19 protein-coding genes and 1 other RNA gene are annotated in these 18,486 nt (G+C 32.5%); 7 read left to right on the plus strand and 13 right to left on the minus strand.

What is annotated here, in order from left to right:
• Nucleotides 1–134: 134 nt before the first annotated feature.
• Nucleotides 135–368 carry a hypothetical protein gene (locus HMPREF2597_RS12990; RefSeq protein ID WP_002459669.1) on the minus strand — a complete coding sequence of 78 codons (234 nt, stop codon included), beginning with the start codon at nt 366–368 and terminating at the stop codon, nt 135–137.
• A 206-nt stretch (nt 369–574) separates the two neighbouring features.
• On the opposite strand from HMPREF2597_RS12990, the gene HMPREF2597_RS11825 reads away from it, so the two are divergent.
• From HMPREF2597_RS11825 to HMPREF2597_RS11840, 4 genes are all read left to right on the plus strand, one after another.
• The gene (locus HMPREF2597_RS11825; RefSeq protein ID WP_002459670.1) at nt 575–1,315 is read left to right on the plus strand and encodes a poly-gamma-glutamate hydrolase family protein; all 741 of its coding nucleotides are present in this window, start codon (nt 575–577) and stop codon (nt 1,313–1,315) included.
• A 90-nt stretch (nt 1,316–1,405) separates the two neighbouring features.
• Nucleotides 1,406–1,690, plus strand: coding sequence for a hypothetical protein (locus HMPREF2597_RS11830; protein ID WP_002479310.1), 285 nt, complete (start codon nt 1,406–1,408; stop codon nt 1,688–1,690).
• Between the two features lie 36 nt (nt 1,691–1,726).
• The gene (locus HMPREF2597_RS11835; protein ID WP_002459672.1) at nt 1,727–1,945 is read left to right on the plus strand and encodes a hypothetical protein; all 219 of its coding nucleotides are present in this window, start codon (nt 1,727–1,729) and stop codon (nt 1,943–1,945) included.
• Nucleotides 1,946–2,043: 98 nt separating this feature from the next.
• A complete protein-coding gene (locus tag HMPREF2597_RS11840; RefSeq protein WP_070817311.1) occupies nt 2,044–2,400 on the plus strand; it encodes a DoxX family protein in 357 nt (118 codons plus the stop codon).
• Nucleotides 2,401–2,498: 98 nt separating this feature from the next.
• On the opposite strand, the gene fosB is transcribed toward HMPREF2597_RS11840, so the two are convergent.
• Both fosB and HMPREF2597_RS11850 read right to left on the minus strand, forming a co-directional pair.
• Nucleotides 2,499–2,918: a FosB/FosD family fosfomycin resistance bacillithiol transferase gene (fosB, locus tag HMPREF2597_RS11845; protein WP_002479312.1), complete on the minus strand. Its 420-nt coding sequence runs from the start codon at nt 2,916–2,918 to the stop codon at nt 2,499–2,501.
• Between the two features lie 427 nt (nt 2,919–3,345).
• A complete protein-coding gene (locus HMPREF2597_RS11850) occupies nt 3,346–3,753 on the minus strand; it encodes a YjdF family protein (protein ID WP_002479313.1) in 408 nt (135 codons plus the stop codon).
• 271 nt (nt 3,754–4,024) lie between these two features.
• Between HMPREF2597_RS11850 and HMPREF2597_RS11855 the strand changes: the two genes are divergently transcribed.
• A complete protein-coding gene (locus tag HMPREF2597_RS11855) occupies nt 4,025–4,588 on the plus strand; it encodes an LOG family protein (RefSeq protein WP_002479314.1) in 564 nt (187 codons plus the stop codon).
• 146 nt (nt 4,589–4,734) lie between these two features.
• Here the strand turns inward: HMPREF2597_RS11855 and HMPREF2597_RS11860 are convergent, their stop codons facing one another.
• The 5 genes from HMPREF2597_RS11860 to HMPREF2597_RS11880 all read right to left on the minus strand — a co-directional run bounded on the left by HMPREF2597_RS11860 (nt 4,735) and on the right by HMPREF2597_RS11880 (nt 10,041).
• Entirely contained in the window at nt 4,735–5,388 is a 654-nt protein-coding gene (locus HMPREF2597_RS11860; protein WP_002479315.1) for a hypothetical protein, read from the minus strand.
• Nucleotides 5,389–5,482: 94 nt separating this feature from the next.
• Entirely contained in the window at nt 5,483–7,285 is a 1,803-nt protein-coding gene (locus HMPREF2597_RS11865; RefSeq protein WP_002479316.1) for a purple acid phosphatase family protein, read from the minus strand.
• A gap of 398 nt (nt 7,286–7,683) precedes the next feature.
• On the minus strand, nt 7,684–8,463 hold the full coding sequence (locus HMPREF2597_RS11870) for a tandem-type lipoprotein (protein WP_080513647.1): 780 nt from the start codon (nt 8,461–8,463) through the stop codon (nt 7,684–7,686).
• 204 nt (nt 8,464–8,667) lie between these two features.
• Nucleotides 8,668–8,853, minus strand: coding sequence for a VraH family peptide resistance protein (locus HMPREF2597_RS11875; protein ID WP_002459679.1), 186 nt, complete (start codon nt 8,851–8,853; stop codon nt 8,668–8,670).
• A 234-nt stretch (nt 8,854–9,087) separates the two neighbouring features.
• On the minus strand, nt 9,088–10,041 hold the full coding sequence (locus tag HMPREF2597_RS11880; RefSeq protein WP_002459680.1) for a cation diffusion facilitator family transporter: 954 nt from the start codon (nt 10,039–10,041) through the stop codon (nt 9,088–9,090).
• 769 nt (nt 10,042–10,810) lie between these two features.
• Between HMPREF2597_RS11880 and HMPREF2597_RS11885 the strand changes: the two genes are divergently transcribed.
• Nucleotides 10,811–12,040 carry an MFS transporter gene (locus tag HMPREF2597_RS11885; protein WP_002479318.1) on the plus strand — a complete coding sequence of 410 codons (1,230 nt, stop codon included), beginning with the start codon at nt 10,811–10,813 and terminating at the stop codon, nt 12,038–12,040.
• Between the two features lie 749 nt (nt 12,041–12,789).
• Here HMPREF2597_RS11885 and HMPREF2597_RS11890 read toward each other — a convergent pair.
• Together HMPREF2597_RS11890 and HMPREF2597_RS11895 are read right to left on the minus strand one after the other, a co-directional pair.
• Nucleotides 12,790–13,149: a rhodanese-like domain-containing protein gene (locus HMPREF2597_RS11890; protein ID WP_002479319.1), complete on the minus strand. Its 360-nt coding sequence runs from the start codon at nt 13,147–13,149 to the stop codon at nt 12,790–12,792.
• On the minus strand, nt 13,142–13,660 hold the full coding sequence (locus tag HMPREF2597_RS11895) for a MarR family winged helix-turn-helix transcriptional regulator (RefSeq protein ID WP_002479320.1): 519 nt from the start codon (nt 13,658–13,660) through the stop codon (nt 13,142–13,144). Before HMPREF2597_RS11895 ends, HMPREF2597_RS11890 begins: the two co-directional genes overlap by 8 nt.
• A gap of 607 nt (nt 13,661–14,267) precedes the next feature.
• Between HMPREF2597_RS11895 and HMPREF2597_RS11900 the strand changes: the two genes are divergently transcribed.
• Nucleotides 14,268–14,777: a YagU family protein gene (locus HMPREF2597_RS11900; RefSeq protein ID WP_002479321.1), complete on the plus strand. Its 510-nt coding sequence runs from the start codon at nt 14,268–14,270 to the stop codon at nt 14,775–14,777.
• A 389-nt stretch (nt 14,778–15,166) separates the two neighbouring features.
• On the opposite strand, the gene ssrA is transcribed toward HMPREF2597_RS11900, so the two are convergent.
• From ssrA to rnr, 3 genes are all read right to left on the minus strand, one after another.
• Nucleotides 15,167–15,528: a transfer-messenger RNA gene (gene ssrA / locus HMPREF2597_RS11905) on the minus strand.
• 65 nt (nt 15,529–15,593) lie between these two features.
• Entirely contained in the window at nt 15,594–16,058 is a 465-nt protein-coding gene (gene smpB / locus HMPREF2597_RS11910; protein WP_002479322.1) for an SsrA-binding protein SmpB, read from the minus strand.
• Nucleotides 16,059–16,079: 21 nt separating this feature from the next.
• Nucleotides 16,080–18,455: a ribonuclease R gene (gene rnr, locus HMPREF2597_RS11915; RefSeq protein WP_070817312.1), complete on the minus strand. Its 2,376-nt coding sequence runs from the start codon at nt 18,453–18,455 to the stop codon at nt 16,080–16,082.
• Between the last annotated feature and the right edge of the window lie 31 nt (nt 18,456–18,486).

Below are 18,486 nucleotides of genomic sequence, written 5' to 3' on the forward strand. Positions count from 1 at the left end.
AATCCAGTCAACTACTGCCAATATATATCGTTCATAGCCTAAAATATAATGATGTGCCAAACTGTCTCTGTTGGGCCCACCCCAACTTGCATTGTTTGTTGAAATGCTTGGCGCATTCCTTTTTGTTGGGGCCCCTATTCTAGTTTGTATAGGTTGATGTGGGTGTTTTTTGTGTCTTTTAGGTCGATGTAGGTAATGGATGTGAATGGTATGATTCGTGTGGTTTGGGGCATGGGATAGATGATGACTTCGTTTTGGTAGTCGATGTTTATGTCGTTTTCTAGGGTGATTCTTTTGGCTCCTACGACAATAGTAATGGGGTGAAAATCTTCGTTTTGGAAGTATTTTCTTAATAGATCTTTATTCATAATCATCACGTCCTTCACTTATTTTCTATCCTTTTTTTGTAAAGTTTGGATGAATTTTATGTATTATATGCGTTAATCTTTAAATTTATTTAATTTTTTTAGCATTTATAATGCTTTAAAGCCGCAAATGCTTTATATTTAAATTGTTTTCAATTATACTTTCTAAAGTTTAAGTTTTATATTATTTTTTACTAAAAGGAGTTTTTATGCAACGACACTGGAATAAAAAATATTATTATGCCTTGGTTATTGGCCTTATTATAACAATTATCGCCCTTTTTAGTGCGATTTATTTTACGCGTCAAAATGCCGTTAACCAAACCTCTGATACCTATAAAGATTTTAATGATTTAAAGCATCACACGACACAAAACAAAGACTGGAAAATTAGCACTAAGCATGTGAAAAACGATAATATTTTAATCACTGCCATACATGGTGGTGGGATTGAACCTGGATCGACTGAAATTGCTCGCCGCATTGCTAATATAGGGAAGTATGATTTTTATAGTTTTCAAGGATTATTACCTGCAGATAATCAACGTTTACATATTACTTCAACCAATTATGATGAACCTCAATTAATGAATATGCTAGCAGCTACAAAAGAAACGATATCGGTTCATGGCTTTAATGGTGAAGATCCACTTATTTACATCGGTGGAAAAGACAAATATATGGCCAAAGCGATTCGCACTGAACTGCGCAAAGCTGGCTTTACTATTAAGTCTAGCCCTAAAGGAATTGAAGCAATGTCGGAAGATAATTTTGTTAATCAAAATGGCACTGATTCAGGTGTGCAATTGGAGTTAACTACGAAACAACGTCAACTCTTTTTTAAAGACTTGAAACTAGATAAAACAACACGTAATAACAGTGATAATTACACGCATACTTTTTATAAATTTGCGAAAGCTGTTCATAAAGGGATAGAAAAAGCAAAATAAGACATTTTTATTACAATATGCCGTTCAAAACATTTCCTGACTATATAGAGGGTATTTATAGGTATATGATGTTTTTTAGGAGGCATATTTATGGATGAATTAACGCAAGAACAAAAATATACCATTGCAAAGTTTTACAAACTTTACATGGAACGCTCAAATGCTGGTCAACCTGAGGATAAAGCAAACGACTTTAAAGATTCTGTATCAGCACAAGACACCTATTTTTGTGATAGAGATTATCATGATTTTGTTGAAAATTGTAAGGTGCTCATTAATAATGGTTATATTAATGGTGATGTGTCAGGGGATCGCATCAATCATATAAGTGTAACGACTAAAACTTTTGTAGAATTTGAACAAAGTTTTAGTTAATATATAGAACTATACGATAATGAAAAAGGTGATAACATGCCAGCATGGGATATTCATATTCAATCTAAACGCAACATCGCTGTTCAAGAATTTGAACAAAGCCTTTCAGTTATAGAGCCAATTGATGATAGTAGTTTTCAAATATTAGCAGAAATTGACTTAAAAGGTGAAACGCCCACTACATATCTTTTCGATGATACGTTGGTGATTGATATACAATCAGAAACTACAGAAATAAAAATCTTTGATAAATAGTAATCATATGTTTTGCGAGGCGCATAAACTTGCCTCGTAATATTTTTATTGTTATAGTATATTTATTATACTAAATATACTATTGAAAGGATGATTTTTTGAAATTTGGCCTTCTTCTAATTCGTATCATGTTAGGCATTACATTCACTATTCACGGTGCTCAAAAAGCAATCGGTGGTTTTCACGAGCCTATGACAATGATGTCTAATATGGGCTTCCCTGCATTTGTCTGCATTTTATTAGGCCTCTTTGAACTTGTTGGTGGTATCATGATGATTGTCGGTCTATTAACTAATTACATCGCTATTGGCTTCATAGTCATTATGCTTGGTGCACTGTTCACGGTTCACTTACCGCAAGGCTATATGGCTTCAGAACTCCCTCTTTTATTATTAGTTATGAGTATAGCTATAGCCGTTAGCTATCAATGGAAAAAATTATTTCAACCATATTAATATTTATAACTTGCGCCTCACTGCATCATAATATGCTGTGTGGCGTGCTTTTTGTTTTAACTTCTTTACTATTTTTATATAACACTATTCTGCTTACTTTATACATAAAAAGTCATATGTTGTTTGTCATCTTTATAATAAGCTAGACGATCTTGTAACGTGCCAGTATGAAGTTCTAATTTATGACCATCTGGATCTGTAAAGTAAATTGATTTTTTATCTTTAAGATGTCTTAGTCGTCCATTTAAAATAGGTACTTCATGCTTTTCAAGCCAATCATACCAAGCATCAAAATCTTTATTTTCAATAGAAAAGGCAATATGTGTATAGGAATATTGAATCTCGTTTCTTGGTATATTTTGTTCTTCATTCAAAGCAATCCACAATCCTCCAATATTAAAATAAGCTGTAGTTCGTCCTTGTACTAATAAATCACCTTGAAGAATACGTTCATAAAAGTCTATAGATGTCGCTAAATCAGCTACAGAAAAACAAATATGGTTAATGGCTTGTATCATTATATCTCTCCTTTATTTTTTCTATATTAATCTGTCATAAGCGTCTTAGAGCTACCGATAAAATAAAGTCATATGTTTCTTGCTCTGAATACATACGATTTTCTCCTTTGTATAGCTCATTCCTTAATTAAAGACACATTTTATTACTTTCATTCCCTATTTTATTGGGATAAGTATGTCACCACTATTTCAAAATTTTCAACTAGCTTAGTTTTGTTCTTTTATATAAAATTTCACCCTTAACATTAAAATATAACGCTAAGGGTGATGCGTCTGAGACATCATAACGTTTTAGGCTATGAACGATATATTGGCAATAGTTGACTGGATTAAAAATACGTTTATACCAAGCTTTTTCAGTCCCAGTCAACCTTGGCGAGGCGGGACTACGAATTGATAATGAATGCTGTCCCGCTCCCAATACACATTAATGGCCTTTATGTTTTTCTTTTGCTTTAATTCTTTTGACTCTTCTTTTATAGGCTTTTTCAGCTTCTTTATCTGCTTTGTAACGTTGTTTACGGCGCTTTTTCTTCCGTTGTTGTTCTTCTTTTAATGCCATTTGTGCTTTTGTTAAATCTTTAGGCTGTTTTTGTTCTTTAGCCACACGACGTTGTAATCGTTTAGGATTAAGGTGTTTCTTTGGCGGTTTGCTATTTATTTCAACCTCCGCATCATCTAAACAAGCTAATAAATGATTGGTAATAAATTGCAATACTACTTCGTCATCTGGCTCTACACCGAACGTGTATTTTACAAATTTCACCTTTTGACCTTTACGGTATTCAACCAAACCTATAAAAAACTGACCATCATGTAATATAGATAGCTCCATGCTACCCCTCCTCTAATTTTTAGCAATTAGAAATGATGGACGACCTGAGGAGGAAGGTTACTGACAAAGCTAAACTTTGCATTGGGACTACCAACCCAATTGTGTTTTTACATTTCTGGTTACAATATAACGTAACTTAGGGTGTTAATAAAGAGCAGAATAATGATTCATGCATCACTTAATCCAAAATATCGCTTTATATTGCTTAAACATTTTACTATACTTATAATGTATTATTGTCAAAAAACGAAACTTCTTAGGAGTGAAACATGTGAATATTATTGTCTATTGTGGTGCGAGTGAAGGCCACAACGGTATTTATAAAGAAGGCGCAATTCAGCTAGGTCAATGGATTGCTGAACAAAACCATACGCTTATCTTTGGCGGTGGCAATGCAGGTTTAATGGGAGCGATTGCAAATAGCGTCATACAACATGGTGGTAAAACAATTGGTGTCATGCCCACATTTCTGCAACAAAGAGAATTAGCCCATAATGGCTTAGATGAATTAATCATTGTTAATTCAATGTCTGAACGTAAAGAAAAAATCTTATCTCTTGGTGATGTATGCATTGCACTTCCTGGAGGTCCGGGAACACTTGAAGAGATTTCCGAAGTTGTGTCATGGTCAAGGATTGGACAAAACCAAAACCCTTGTATTTTTTATAACATTAATAATTACTACGACCATATTCAACACTTTTACGATCATATGGTTACTGAAGGCTTCTTGAGTCAAACAGATTGCCAACATATGCTATTCTCAGATAATATTAATGAAATGGAACAATTTATTCAATGTTATCAAGCGCCAGAAATTAGAACTTATAAATGAAATAATTAAGCCGTATGAAAATCAAGATACCTTGAAATATCATACGGCTATAATCATCTTAGTGGTGTTGAAATGAATTCTATTTATTTGTGCTAGGACCACCATAGATTTTGCTATTTCTAAATTACTTCGTACTTTTATTAATGCTATGATTCACGAAATAACTGTGGATATTTATTTTTTAGCTGCTTCAAAAGTTGTTTCATTGTGGCATTGTTTACTTCTTTAAATTGTATATTCGGACTAAGATTGGGATCTTTGTCATTATGATCTTTCGGCGCAAAGCCACTAGATAACCTCGTATCATCTTGTTTCTGAAATTGATATTTATATACTTTACCATTATCTGCGATTAAATATTTGGTTATGGGATATGACATATCTGCAACATTTGCATAACCCTCTACATTAGATAAGTTTTGGGCACGAGAATCTATTCCAGTTTGCTTATGTGCTGATTTATACGTTACAAACCCTGCAAGCGTATGGAGTTTAAATGCCTTGGGTCCGGGTTTGTTTTGATTACTCACTTGTAGCTGACCATCTGCGGTTAAGGCGTACCAATCACCAGTCGATATCTCTCCACTACCAAAATAGCGATTGGTAACGGCCCGCTTATGCTGTTCACCTTGTTTATTCGCCCACTTAAGCACATCCTTTTTTAACTGTTGTCGCTCTTTATCATGATGCTCAACATGTGGTGTGCCAGAAGCTTCTGTTTGCTTATCGCCATGACTATCACATGCCGTCAATACCATGCAAACTGTTAGTAATACTGCCATGTATCTTTTGCCTGTCATCAAAGTTTAACACTCCATTCTTGCTAACCCTGTTCAAAATACAGTCACATCGTCCATTATCTTAACTTATGATTTAGTTCATAAGAATAGCTCTTTATCGTTTGTTTTTATCTTTCTTAATTCCAAACTCATCTATTAATTTAATATCTCTTGGTTCCCCTTTACTAATATCACCGTATAATTGATATATTTTAACTTTTAACTTATTGCCTGAAACTTCATACACTGAAAAGTTTTGTGCTGAAGAATCTCTATTGTTTGCATGTTTATTTTTAAATGCAGATGTCTTTTGTGGTTGCTTTCCTACAGCAAACAAACTGTTATAATGATCCAGTTGACGTTGCGTTAATCCTTTAAGTTCTGGTCTTACTTTTTTCATGTGTTTTAATGAACGATCATAAATATCGTCATAGGCCTTTGTACCACCTGTATTTGGTAAGACGTACACTGATCCTTTAGGATTGTCATAATATTCAACATGATCATCGCCTAATATTTGCTTGGCATCTTCTTTTCTAGCATTAACAAAACTGTTTTTAGTTGAGGTATGTCTAAGTGAATGCGTGCGTGCAAGCACGTGATCATGACCTTGCAATACCAAATCAACGTCTAAATCGTCAATTTCTTTTGTCAGTTCGTTGCGAACTTTTTGAATGTCTTCATCTGATAAAGCGTGATAAGATTTAGAATACATTGGTTTATGCAAGTTTAAAATAATCCAATTAGCACCTTTTTTGCGGGCTTGTTTAATATCATTTTTAATCCATGCCATTTGTTGTTTACCAATTGCTTTTTCATCTGGATTATCTTTTGATTTCTTATTGTCATTTGTATTTGCTACAACCATATGTGCACCATTATAGTCAAATGAATAATAAGAACCACCATTAACTGCATTATTTGCTTTTGGCACATTGACGTGTTGATTAAATTGTCCTAATAGTTTTGGATCATCTTCATTAAACGCATGTTCATCATGATTCCCAGCTGTAGCAGCTACAGGTAAAGACATAAATGATGGTCTTGATTGATCATATAAATCTGTCCACTCATCTTCAATTTCGCTTGTCTCTACGAAGTCCCCCGTATGCAATGCAAAATTAGGATTGCCTGCCGTTTGAATTGCTTGATTTAATGTGTCAGCTCCAAATTGTGCCTCATTTCTAACATGCTCATTCCAAAACGCATTTTGTGTGTCTGTGTATTGAACAAACTTAAAGGCATCCCCTTTGTTACCTGATGTTTGAAATTGCCCAACAGTACTTTGACCACCTTGCAAACTGCCCACTTTATAGTAATATTTTGTATTTGGTTTTAAGCCCGTTGCTTTTGCTTTATATGTATATTCTGTTTGTGATGTTAACGTAGCTTCACCATGTTCATTACCACTTGTCCATTCTGGGCCATGTGCGTTTGCATCAGTATAATACCCGTTTACTTTTTCCTTGCCATTTTTATCTTTGATTACGTTACCTTCATCATCTTTTTGTACATCTTTAAAAATAAAATGACCACTATCATCACGCTCAAGATATTTTGAGTTCACCTTCTTAGGTTTAGCATTAAATATTTGTGCATCATCAAAACGTCCAGATTCAGAAACCCAAACTTTAGCATCTTTGAACCGATCCGTTGTATACCAACTAAAGCCCATTTCTTTCTGAGTATTGCCATTAAAATTTGTCATAATTCGGTTCGGACTGTTTTTTGTAGGTATTGGTGCAACATGTGGTTTAGTCTGTGTCACTTTAATTTCATTTTGATTTGTAGCTTGATCAGGACCTTGTCCCGCACCACTTGCTTCAGCATTTCCTGGACAATACATAGTCATACTTAAGACCATAACCATACTAGCCATACCACTTATCCATTTTGATTTTTTTGTTTGCAAATACAACTGTAATTCCTCCCTAAATTAAATTGAATAACATCGCCTTACATATTTAAGATATCAAGACGACTTTAAAAGAATGTAAACCTAGTATGATTATTATATTAAAAAATTAATTAAATTATATACTATTAATATGCAGAATAATCTAATAAATATTAATTATTGTTAGGCCTTTCAGCTATTAATAAAGTATTAGCTGTTTTATGGATACAGTTCATAATAAAAAGGAGCGAGACAGCATTCATAATGAATTCGTAGTCCCGCTCCGGCAAGGTTGACTAGGATTGAAAAAAGCTTGGTATCCAGCGTATTTTCAATCCAGTCAACTACTTCAATATTTAGTTCACAGCTTAAAACATAATGATGTTCTAGCTTATTTATCAAATATAAATATTTTATTATCATCTTTCGTCATGTTCAGTTGGATTAAAATCTATACTATCAGTAAAATAAATATTTTCTCCTCTTTTTTCTACAAAGGTAAATTCTATATCTTTATAACCAACAGATGAACCCTTGAAATCGCCATCACCTTTCAACAATAACTTAGGTGCTTTATTGGTTGGAATATGATATCTTTTTCTTAACTGTCGCACATTATCATCATCATTAGTTAATTGATATTTTGCTGAATAACTTGGCACATTGGGATTGTATGAAAAATCACCATCTCCGTAGTCATTGATATCTTTAAAATTGCCATATTGTACAAAAAATTTAAAGTTTTCTATTTCTTCTTTTAACTTTTTATCATTTATTGGTTTTGTTGGAATGATTTTGTTGTGCTCCATTTTTACTGGATATCTCTTTTCTTTACTCTGTGGTCTTCCTTTTTTGTCTTCACTTATTTCATCTATTTCAAAATATCCATTTGTTTTTCTAGTATTCCTATTTATATATAAAATCATACCTCTTGACTTCAAATTGTCTCCTTTTATTTGAATATTCATTTCAGAGCTAATAATCCACGTTCCTTTATCGTTTTTATCAAATTCTTGGTCTCGGAAGCCCTCTTTATCATAAAAGTCTTCAAGGTTTTTAGTCGGATAAATGCTTAACATTTTATTAAAACTACGTTTAATTTGAACTTCCCTATTATTATCTTTGTTGTTCATGCCACACCCTCCAATAAAAAGCGTTAAAACGAGCAAGCATATCAGCAACTTCTTTGAATGCAACATGTCTTCACATCCCTTATACTTCCATCGATGTCTATTATATTTATTTTTTTATTTTATATTATCAAAATATAGAGATGCGAACAACTAAATATTTATATTATAAAATCAGAAGACGTCACTGACATCTTTTTTTAATTTATAAAGAAAATTAAAAAAAGAGCTACAACACATGAGTGCTGTAACTCTTAATCCAATATAAATATTTTATTGCTTTTTATTATCATCCAAAACATCTTCATTAATAATTAGAAAGGCCAACACACCGAGAGGAATTCCTAGTACTGGTGTGGCAAAGATACTTGCGACAATAACATAAAAAATAAGTATACCAATATCTTTAGATGTCCACTTTTTATTTACTAAATAATCCCACATTTCTTTTATACTCATTATAAGACCACCTATATTAAATTTACTGCTTATTTATGTATAGACTATCATATAATTTCTATGATATAAATTAGATTCGTGCAAAATTCTTTCTTCACTATTTATCTGTTGATTCATGATAGTCAACCTGACATGTTATTAACATATCATAGGAAACAGTAGTAGTATTAAACTATTGTTTTTTAAACGACATATGCATCAGCTATTTAGAAAATAATAAAATATCGTGCCATATTAGTCTTGAGAATCACCCTGATATTGCTTAAAGTAATCTTCATTCAAATGATTGAGTTCAATATTTTCAATTTGAAGTGTGACATGTTCTAAATGATATTTATTTTTAAGTAAATCTGAGACTTTATTAATGGTCGCATATGGAGATTTAATATATTTATCACTTAAAACCACATGTGCACTAAGAGAGCTTTGGTTCGTTGTGATGCTCCACAAATGAAATTCATGTACATCAATAACACCTTCAATACGTTTCATATGATCGATAATTTCGTCTGAACTATATCCTTCTGGAACGCGCTCCATAAGCACTTTCCACGCATTTTTTATAATCTTATAGCCACCATTAAATATGATAAGTGAAATAATGATACTAATGATTGGATCGATGATTTCCCAACCTGTAAAATGAATTAATACTACAGCCACAATAACACCAAGAGAATTTAACAAATCCCCCATGAAGTGCCATAGCGCACTCTGAATATTGATATTGTCTTCTTTTTTTAAAGATCTAACTAAAATCAACGTTAAAATGATATTAACGAGAAGCCCAAGTGTAGCAATAACAACCATGACACCACTCTCGACTGGTTCTGGATGAATGATACGCATGACACCCTCATACATAATCCCTAAAGAAATAACAATTAAAGCCAGTCCATTAAGGAAAGCAACAATAATTTCAAGTCTTAAGAAACCATAAGTATAATTTTTTGTGGGCGGTTTACTCGCAAAATAAATCGCAACCATAGATAACCCTAAAGCTAAGACATCACTCAGCATATGAAATGAATCCGAAAGTAACGCCAAAGAATTCGCATAGATACCACCCGCAAATTCAACAATCGTAAAGATGAGCGTTATAACTAATGATAACCATAATGTAAATTTAGAATGATTTTGAAACTTTCTATGTTCAACATGATGAAAATATTTTGTATTATTTGCCATTTTAAATAACCCCTATTTTACTAAATATATTTCTTGTAAATACCCTATTTTTATTATTACATGTTTGTAAAAAAATGTAACATGAATTAGTAATGTTTTTATATTTAGTAAAATAGAAAAATATACGCATAAGCGTTCACATTTTCAAAGTTCTTTTATGCAAAAGAAACAGCATGTTCTGTTCTTAACTATGGAAAAGAAGTATTTAAGATATACGTGATATTTCAGTTGGCAATTTCATGAAATAATTATTTCAACATGACTGAATTTATATAAATACATCGAAAATATAACATATCACTTATCTATCTCTAATTATTCTTTTTTCTTTCATTATGCTTCTTAATCCCTAAAATCATCGATGGAATGGAAACGACACAGGCTAAACATAAATAAAAAACAATACTCATTAAGTATGATATAACCGGCATTTAGCTTCTATAAAATATGTAATTTACATCTATAATATACTAAACATTTTGTAGTTTCTCAACGTCCTTAAGTACTCGTACTCTAAATCTATCGAATTATTTGAGCATTGCCATTAGAATTATTGAACTTGCGTCTTACAACATAAATTATCATTCAACGTTAAAATTATTTGTAAATCAGGCAATGGACATCTAGATAGCATAATATATGTTTATTCAATATTTTTTCTATACCATAATTTAATTAATTGTATACTGATGAATTTGTTAATAATACTTTATTTTTATACTAAAAAACTTATAATTTAATTAAAGTACTATAATTAAGGATGATAAATATGAAACATTTACATAAAAACAAATCTTTTTTCAATCTACTTTTAGCAAGAATTTTAATTAATGCTGGAGATAGCCTTTATTATGTAGCAACAACATGGACAGTTTTACAATGGACACATCATTCAGTATTAGTTGGATTAACAAATACATTATTAATGATTCCTATATGTATTTCTTTTTTGTTTGGGCCTATAGTAGATGCCATTGCTTTAAGAAAGACGCTCATCATAACACCTATTCTTCAATTTTTAATTTTATTAACTATAACTTTTTTGTATTTTGTTGGCATCTTAAATGTTTATCTTTTAATTATTTTAGTGACACTCGCTATGTTTTGTGCGCAAATAGGTTATCCAGCACAGTCAAAAGCAATTCCTATTTTGGTAAGTAATGATGCGTTAGTTAAAGCAAATTCTGCTATGAGTGTGGCTTATCAAGGTACAGATGTTATCATGAATGCTTTAAGTGGTATTATTGTTGCTACACTCTCTTTCATTCCATTATATTTTGGTAATTCGTTAATATTTTTAATCGCTGCTTTATTTTTTATGTTAATAAAATGGCCTGTAACACAAACAGAATCTATATATAAAGGTAAATATTTAAATAATTTAAAAGAAGGCTTTCAAGAGGTATATCATTCTTTATTACTTTTAATAGCTGTATCAAGTTCCATTCTTAATTTTGGATTAGGAATTCTTTATACTTGGGTCCCTTTAAAAGCAAATTATCTTGGTGGTTCATTTTATTTTGGCTTATTAATGAGCTTACTTTCATTAGGTTTAATTGTTGGTTCATTACTTGCGCCTTATATAAATAATGTAAATATTGGTTATGGTAAAATCTTGATATTTTTATATTTATCCTCGGGTTTACTTTTAATATTTATTAACTATGTTCCTAATATTATTTTTATGATGTTATTTCCAATCTCATTTATCACTATTAGTATAGGTAACGTTTCTCTAGTATCAATCCAACAAAAGGTAACTCCTGAAAAATTATTAGCACGCATTACTACTATAATAACTAGCATATCTGCAATGACTTTACCTTTAGGCAGCTTATCTAGTGGTGTATTAATTAAATATTTAGGTCTTGATTATACGCTTGTTCTTACAGGTCTGATATTTATAATCGGCAGCCTTATATTTTACCTATCTAAACCATATAGATCACTGCCCCAAATAGAAAAAATTGAATATAAACATATTTTTAAAAATCATTAAATATGCTGTGAAAATTAGAATCTTAGTTCGTCGCCAATATCTATATTCTTTATAAAAAATCATATTCACTTGGGTATTGCCAGTACTTTGTTTCTCAAAAAAATATCTCATAATTCTGATTCAATAGCTGATTGTAAAAAACAGTTGCAAAACATATAATGGTTGGTTTTAACAATATTAAATAATAAGGGAGCGGGACAGAATTCATAATGAATTCGTAGTCCCGCTCCGGCAAGGTTGACTAGGATTGAAAAAAGCTTGGTATCCAGCGTATTTTCAATCCAGTCAACTACTGCCAATATATGGAACTCAGAGCCTAAAATATAATTATGTCCCAGACTCTTATTACTTTTCTCTATAAAACTAATATTTGTAATAAATGTGAACTACAGCATTTGAATATTGCTAATCTAAGATAACGGCCTAATATATCATTAGCCTTTAATCTACTACTAGAATTGATAGGTACATCTACAAATTCCACATGTTCATGGTATACGAGTTTTAACCTACCAGTTTCTAGTCAAGTTTCACCATTCTTAACCACAATCTCTTTCGTTGCTATTTCATCGTCAATTACTGATTGAATCAATAAATACAATAACTTTTCACCTTATAAAATAACCTCATGTATAAGGTCATCTTTACGATTTTTTAATGTATTCACTTAAAATTTCAATTATTCTTTTATGAAGGTAATTTAACTTTAAAAATAGCATAAATTAAAAGTATAACTGATAAAAACTTAACTATTCTACATCTTCTAATGGTAAGCTCATACCTTTCCATCCTTCTAATGCTCCAGCTAATTCATAAGCCTCAAAACCATTTCGATATAATTCTAACAACGCTTGCTTACCTAAAATCGTTCCTCCAGTCCAATCATAAACAACATAAATATTATCTTGAGATAACTCGTTTAAACGATTATTTAAGTCTTTAGCTGGTATCTCTAAAGCACCTTTAATTTTATCTTTTTTCACTTCTTTAGGTGCATTTCTTACGTCTAAAACTGTATATTTATTTGTACCTTTTTCCATATCTTCAAGCACAACATGATGATTAATATATAAGCTTAAAAATGTTTCTAAAAATTCAATTTTATTCATTTTCTCCATCCTCTTCTATTTTATTTCTTAATTTATTCATCAAATGAAAAAATGTTTCTTTTTCTTGTTCATCAAAATCACTAAATATATTTGACACAAAGTCATAATTATTAGGTAAAAACTCTTTCAACTTTAAATAACCAATTTCAGTCATTTGTACATAACTGGAACGTTTATCATTTGATAAATTAACCCTTCTAATTAAGCCTTGTTTTTCTAACCCTTTAACTAATCCTGTAATTGTTGATTTTTTATTACCTATTTTCTTAGATAAATCTGATGGCGATAAAGTCATATTTTCTTCATAAGAAAGCAACATTAAAATTGAAAACTTAGCTTCTGACAAATCATATTCTTCTATAAACTTGTCATATTTACTTTTCATAATTTTGTAAGCTTTATTAATTTCAAGATATAACATGACAGAAATAATATCTAAGTTTTCATATTCTTTTTTCAGTCCTTCTAATTTTTTATAAGTCGGACTATCTATCAAATAAAATTCGTTCACGTGAACAACCCTTTCTAATATAGTTAGTCGCCTAACCACTTAAAGCGTAACACATCTTTTTATTTTTGAAAAGTATAAATACATTCAATTAGTTCGTGTCTAGATTAGGTTCAAATTCACTTTTCTTAACCACAAACTTTTTATTACTATTTCATCGTCTATACGCAGTCCTCTTTTCGCAGATTCTTTAAACCATATTACTAAATGTAGTGTTGGTTAATACTCGTAGTCTCAATTAATGTCTGCTTTATTCTATTTATCTAATTTCACAATTTTCGAAGCGTGAGAGAAAAATACGTCACTGAATGTATGACTTAGTATTTCATGTCCCCTAAAAACAAAGGAAATTCCATTTTTCTACTCTTTATATCTAACAGAATGAATTGTTTAAATAACTATTTTCAAAAATTAGACATTGTTATTCATAAAGAATAGATAATCATTCAAACATACACATTAATTAGATTTCTATGCTTAATCTACCTAATTTTTTAGTAAAGCATCACAAAAATACTAATTTTGACTATTAACTTTAAATAGTATATTAAATATTCAAAAAGTTCTAATAATGCTATAATAAAAATGATATAGAAAGGAGAAGTTAAAAATGGACAATACTAATAAGAAACAAAACTGGTTAAAAGTTCTTTGGGTAGGTATTTTAGCCGGTTTATTGTCAGGAATAGTTAAATTAGGTTGGGAAGTTATGTTCCCACCAAGAACACCAGCTAGAGATGCAACAAATCCGCCTCAAGAACTCTTACAGATATTGGGAATACCTTCAAATGTCACACACCTTACATATAGTTTTTCTGAACACGCATTGCCATTTGTAAGCTTTATTGTTCATTATAGTTTTTCAATTGTAATAGCAATTATTTATATTATTTTAGCTAATAAATATTCTAAGATTACTTTGGGATATGGTGCATTATTTGGAATTGTAATTTGGATTGCTTTTCACTTGGTTATTATGCCTATCATGCAAGTTGTCCCAAGTCCTTTTGAACAACCATTCACAGAACATATTTCTGAACTATTTGGTCATGTAGTTTGGATGATGGTTATAGAAATGGTCAGACGATATTTTTTTAAGTTAAAAACAATAAATGCTTAATTTAAGTCATACTATTAAAAATCAAAACCACCCGTCAAACGGGTGGTTTGTTCTGCGGCTATAAGCCCGCTATACCGGCTAGCGTCTATAGGCGCTGGCTTTTTCATTTCATTTCCAATCCAAAATGTGATTGTCACTTTAGCTAGTCTATAAAGAGGCTTTGGACTAACTTTAATAAGCCTTAAAAAGGGGGGGCATATTCTCTCACACTCAATTTACCTAGTGCTTTATCTAGCATTTCTTGATTTTGAATATATTTTTTATTTCGCACGCTTTACGTGCTCAACAGACTAAAGTCATTAATAAAAATTGGATAGTGCTTTAATATACTTGCACTTTTTGTGCACCCAAAAATAAAAAGCCCACAACCACAGTGGTTGCAGGCTATATAATGGAGACGGCGGGATTCGAACCCGCGTCCAGAGGTCCTGATACAAATCTTTCTACGTGTGTAGTCTATATTTCAGTTTCGCACAATGAAAGGTCATAGACAACCAACGTTATGCTAGCTTGATTGGTATTCTTCTAAACAGACTTCAAACGGCAGTGTTTAGCATATCCTATTCAGGTTGAATCGCGTTAACAGCACATAGGAAATGCGGTTAGGCGATGCAGAGTGCGCTTAGGCAGCTACTGCGAAATTATTGTTTGATTTGCCAGTTATTATAAACTGAATGTGTTGATGACGAAGACAACCCTCCGACACGCTTAATAAGCTCGGGGGACCCCTGTCGAATCCAAGAACGTCCCCGTAATGAATAATAAACAAGCATTAATTATCATATCAAAATCAGCCCGATTAAGCAATGACGTTGCTTAATAACGGGCTTTCATCGCACGATCTACATCGCGTTTCATCGCTTTTTCTTTCAACGCTTGACGCTTATCGTATTTTTTCTTACCTCTTGCTACGCCAAGCAGTACTTTACAATGACCGTGTTTTAAATACAGTTTAAGCGGAATGATTGAGTATCCTACTTCTCTTGTACGCTCGCCTAGTTTGATAATTTCTCGTTTGTGTAATAAGAGTTTTCTAGAGCGTAATGGATCATGATTAAAGCGATTTCCTTCTTCATATGGTGCGATGTGCATATTGTTTAAATAGATTTCTCCATGTTTTACTTGGGCATAGCTATCTTTTAAGTTAGCACTGCCACGACGTATCGATTTTATTTCGGTTCCTTGTAAGACGATGCCTGCTTCTATGGTATCTTCAATGTTGTAGTCGTGTCGTGCTTTACGATTTTCAGCTAATGTCCCTGGTGATTTCTTTTTAGCCACTGGTTATCACCTCTTTGTTGCTTATTTTTTCTTTCTTCGTGACTTTTTCTTCACACTTTTATCTTTGTAAAATGGTTTGTGATTTGTTTGACCATTTTTTTCTTTTTTGCGTGCATTTTTACCTTTGCGCTGTTTTAACTTCTTAGATTTTTTGCGACGTTGCCCATCGTTTTTTGATTTATCTAAAGCTTTGCCGCGTGTTTTAGCTTGAATGGTTTTACCTCTCGCTGGACGTTGACTACTACTTTGAGATATTGGCATACCGACAATTTGGAAGTCTATCATGCGTTCGTCTACATCTACGTGGGACACTTTAACTTTGACGGTATCTCCAATTCTAAATACTTTTGCTAAGCGCTCACCAATCAATGCCATTTGACGTTCTTCAAAATAATAATAATCGTCTGTCATATTGGAAATATGGACCATGCCTTCAATTGTATTTGGTAATTCGACAAACATGCCAAAGTTGGCTACAGAACTAATAATACCTTCGAATTGATCACCAATATGTTGAATCATATACTCTGCTTTTTTAAGCTCATCGGTATCACGTTCTGCATCTATCGCACGACGCTCACGTTGAGATGTGTGTTCAGCAATTTCTGGTAATTTTTCTGCCCAATAGTGTTGTGTCTTACTGTCCATGCTATGCTCAATTAAATATTTGCGAATCAAGCGATGGACGGTTAAATCTGGATACCGACGTATTGGTGAAGTAAAGTGTGTATAATATTCTGCCGATAAGCCAAAGTGTCCAAGGTTTACATCGTCGTAATGCGCTTGTTGCATTGAACGTAACATCATTGTTGAGATGACCATTTGTTCTGGTCGTCCTTCTACTTCTGCTTGGATAGATTGTAGTGTAGCTGGATGAATATCTTCACCTGTACCTTTTATCATTATGCCAAAGTTCGTTATAAAGTCAAAAAACTGTCTTAGTCTTTCGGATTTTGGCTGTTCGTGTACACGATAGATAAATGGTACGTCTAAGTTACTAAAATGCTCTGCTACGGTTTCATTGGCTGCCAACATAAACGATTCTATTAGCCGTTCACCATCACCGCGTTGTCGTGTGACGACATCTGTTGGAATGCCTTCACTATTCACTAATACTTTCGCTTCGCTGATGTCAAAGTCGATTTCTCCTCGACGACGACGCATTTGAATCAAGCGTTGTGATAAGTCTTGCGCTAAATCGAGCATAGGTGTGAGGGCTTCATATTGTTGACGGACTTCTGGGTCTTTTTCAGTAATAATCTGATTTACAGCATCATATGTCATGCGATAGTCTGAATGTATCACACTATCAAAGATGTCATGATTAACGACTTCACCACGTGCATTAATTTCCATACGGCAGCTTAATGTCAATCGGTCAACGTCTGGATTTAATGAACAAATACCGTTACTTAAACGGTGTGGAATCATAGGTATGACGCGGTCAACTAAATAGACACTTGTCCCACGATCGTAAGCTTCCTTATCTAGCTGAGAATCTTCAGTAACGTAGTAGCTGACATCTGCAATGCTAACGGTAAGTTCGGTGTTTCCATTTTTTAATGCTTTAACACTAATGGCATCGTCAAGATCTTTTGCATCTGCACCATCAATCGTAATCGTTAATTCATCACGTAAATCTGTACGACCTTCAATTTCAGATGGAGAAATCTCATCTGGAACAGCTTCTGCTTCTTTCAAGACTGCATCTGGAAATTCAATTTCTATGCCATGTTGATAAATAATAGACAAGATATCAACGCCTGGATCATTTTTATGACCAAGTATAGCGGATACTTGTCCCTCTGGATTATCATGTCCATCCGCATACTTAGTAATTTGTACGAGTACTTTATGACCATCTATAGCACCTAGACTTTGCCCTTTTGGTATAAAAATATCTTGCATAATTCGTTTGTCATCAGGAATGACAAAACCAAAATGTCTAGCTTCACTATATGTTCCCACAACTTGTGTGACCGAATGCTTTTCAATGGATTTCACTTCACCTTCAATTTTCCCTTTATGGTCACCTTTAGATTGTTTTACTTCAACAATCACTGTATCACCATCTAAGGCTCTGTTTATTTTTGTCGGTGGAATAAAAATATCTTCCATATCATCATTTTCAGGTCGAAGAAAGCCAAATCCTTTTTTGTTTTGACTCAATGTTCCTTTAATCAATTTTGAGCCTAATGACTTTCCTTGTTTTCGCTGATATCTATCTGTTTTTGTACGTTCAACTAACCCCGATTGTTCTAGTTCAACAAGCACCTTTATTAAATCTCTAAATGAGTCGGCACTATTAAGACCTAAAGCATCTTGGAAATCTGACACAGACATCGGTTCGTAATCTGGTTGCTTAACGATTGCTTCAATGGATTGCTTTAAATTCATCATGCCCCTCCTTTCTATATTCATTTCTATT

The organism is Staphylococcus sp. HMSC063A07, from assembly GCF_001836955.1.
GTDB lineage: Bacteria > Bacillota > Bacilli > Staphylococcales > Staphylococcaceae > Staphylococcus > Staphylococcus lugdunensis.

Excerpts from the sequence above, each read along its gene's own strand:
- HMPREF2597_RS12990 (WP_002459669.1), bottom strand. The coding sequence starts at position 368 with ATGAATAAAGATCTATTAAGAAAATACTTCCAAAACGAAGATTTTCAC.
- HMPREF2597_RS11825 (WP_002459670.1), top strand. The coding sequence starts at position 575 with ATGCAACGACACTGGAATAAAAAATATTATTATGCCTTGGTTATTGGC.
- HMPREF2597_RS11830 (WP_002479310.1), top strand. The coding sequence starts at position 1,406 with ATGGATGAATTAACGCAAGAACAAAAATATACCATTGCAAAGTTTTAC.
- HMPREF2597_RS11835 (WP_002459672.1), top strand. The coding sequence starts at position 1,727 with ATGCCAGCATGGGATATTCATATTCAATCTAAACGCAACATCGCTGTT.
- fosB (WP_002479312.1), bottom strand. The coding sequence starts at position 2,918 with ATGATACAAGCCATTAACCATATTTGTTTTTCTGTAGCTGATTTAGCG.
- HMPREF2597_RS11850 (WP_002479313.1), bottom strand. The coding sequence starts at position 3,753 with ATGGAGCTATCTATATTACATGATGGTCAGTTTTTTATAGGTTTGGTT.
- HMPREF2597_RS11860 (WP_002479315.1), bottom strand. The coding sequence starts at position 5,388 with ATGACAGGCAAAAGATACATGGCAGTATTACTAACAGTTTGCATGGTA.
- HMPREF2597_RS11870 (WP_080513647.1), bottom strand. The coding sequence starts at position 8,463 with ATGTTGCATTCAAAGAAGTTGCTGATATGCTTGCTCGTTTTAACGCTT.
- HMPREF2597_RS11875 (WP_002459679.1), bottom strand. The coding sequence starts at position 8,853 with ATGAGTATAAAAGAAATGTGGGATTATTTAGTAAATAAAAAGTGGACA.
- HMPREF2597_RS11880 (WP_002459680.1), bottom strand. The coding sequence starts at position 10,041 with ATGGCAAATAATACAAAATATTTTCATCATGTTGAACATAGAAAGTTT.
- HMPREF2597_RS11885 (WP_002479318.1), top strand. The coding sequence starts at position 10,811 with ATGAAACATTTACATAAAAACAAATCTTTTTTCAATCTACTTTTAGCA.
- HMPREF2597_RS11890 (WP_002479319.1), bottom strand. The coding sequence starts at position 13,149 with ATGAATAAAATTGAATTTTTAGAAACATTTTTAAGCTTATATATTAAT.
- HMPREF2597_RS11900 (WP_002479321.1), top strand. The coding sequence starts at position 14,268 with ATGGACAATACTAATAAGAAACAAAACTGGTTAAAAGTTCTTTGGGTA.
- rnr (WP_070817312.1), bottom strand. The coding sequence starts at position 18,455 with ATGAATTTAAAGCAATCCATTGAAGCAATCGTTAAGCAACCAGATTAC.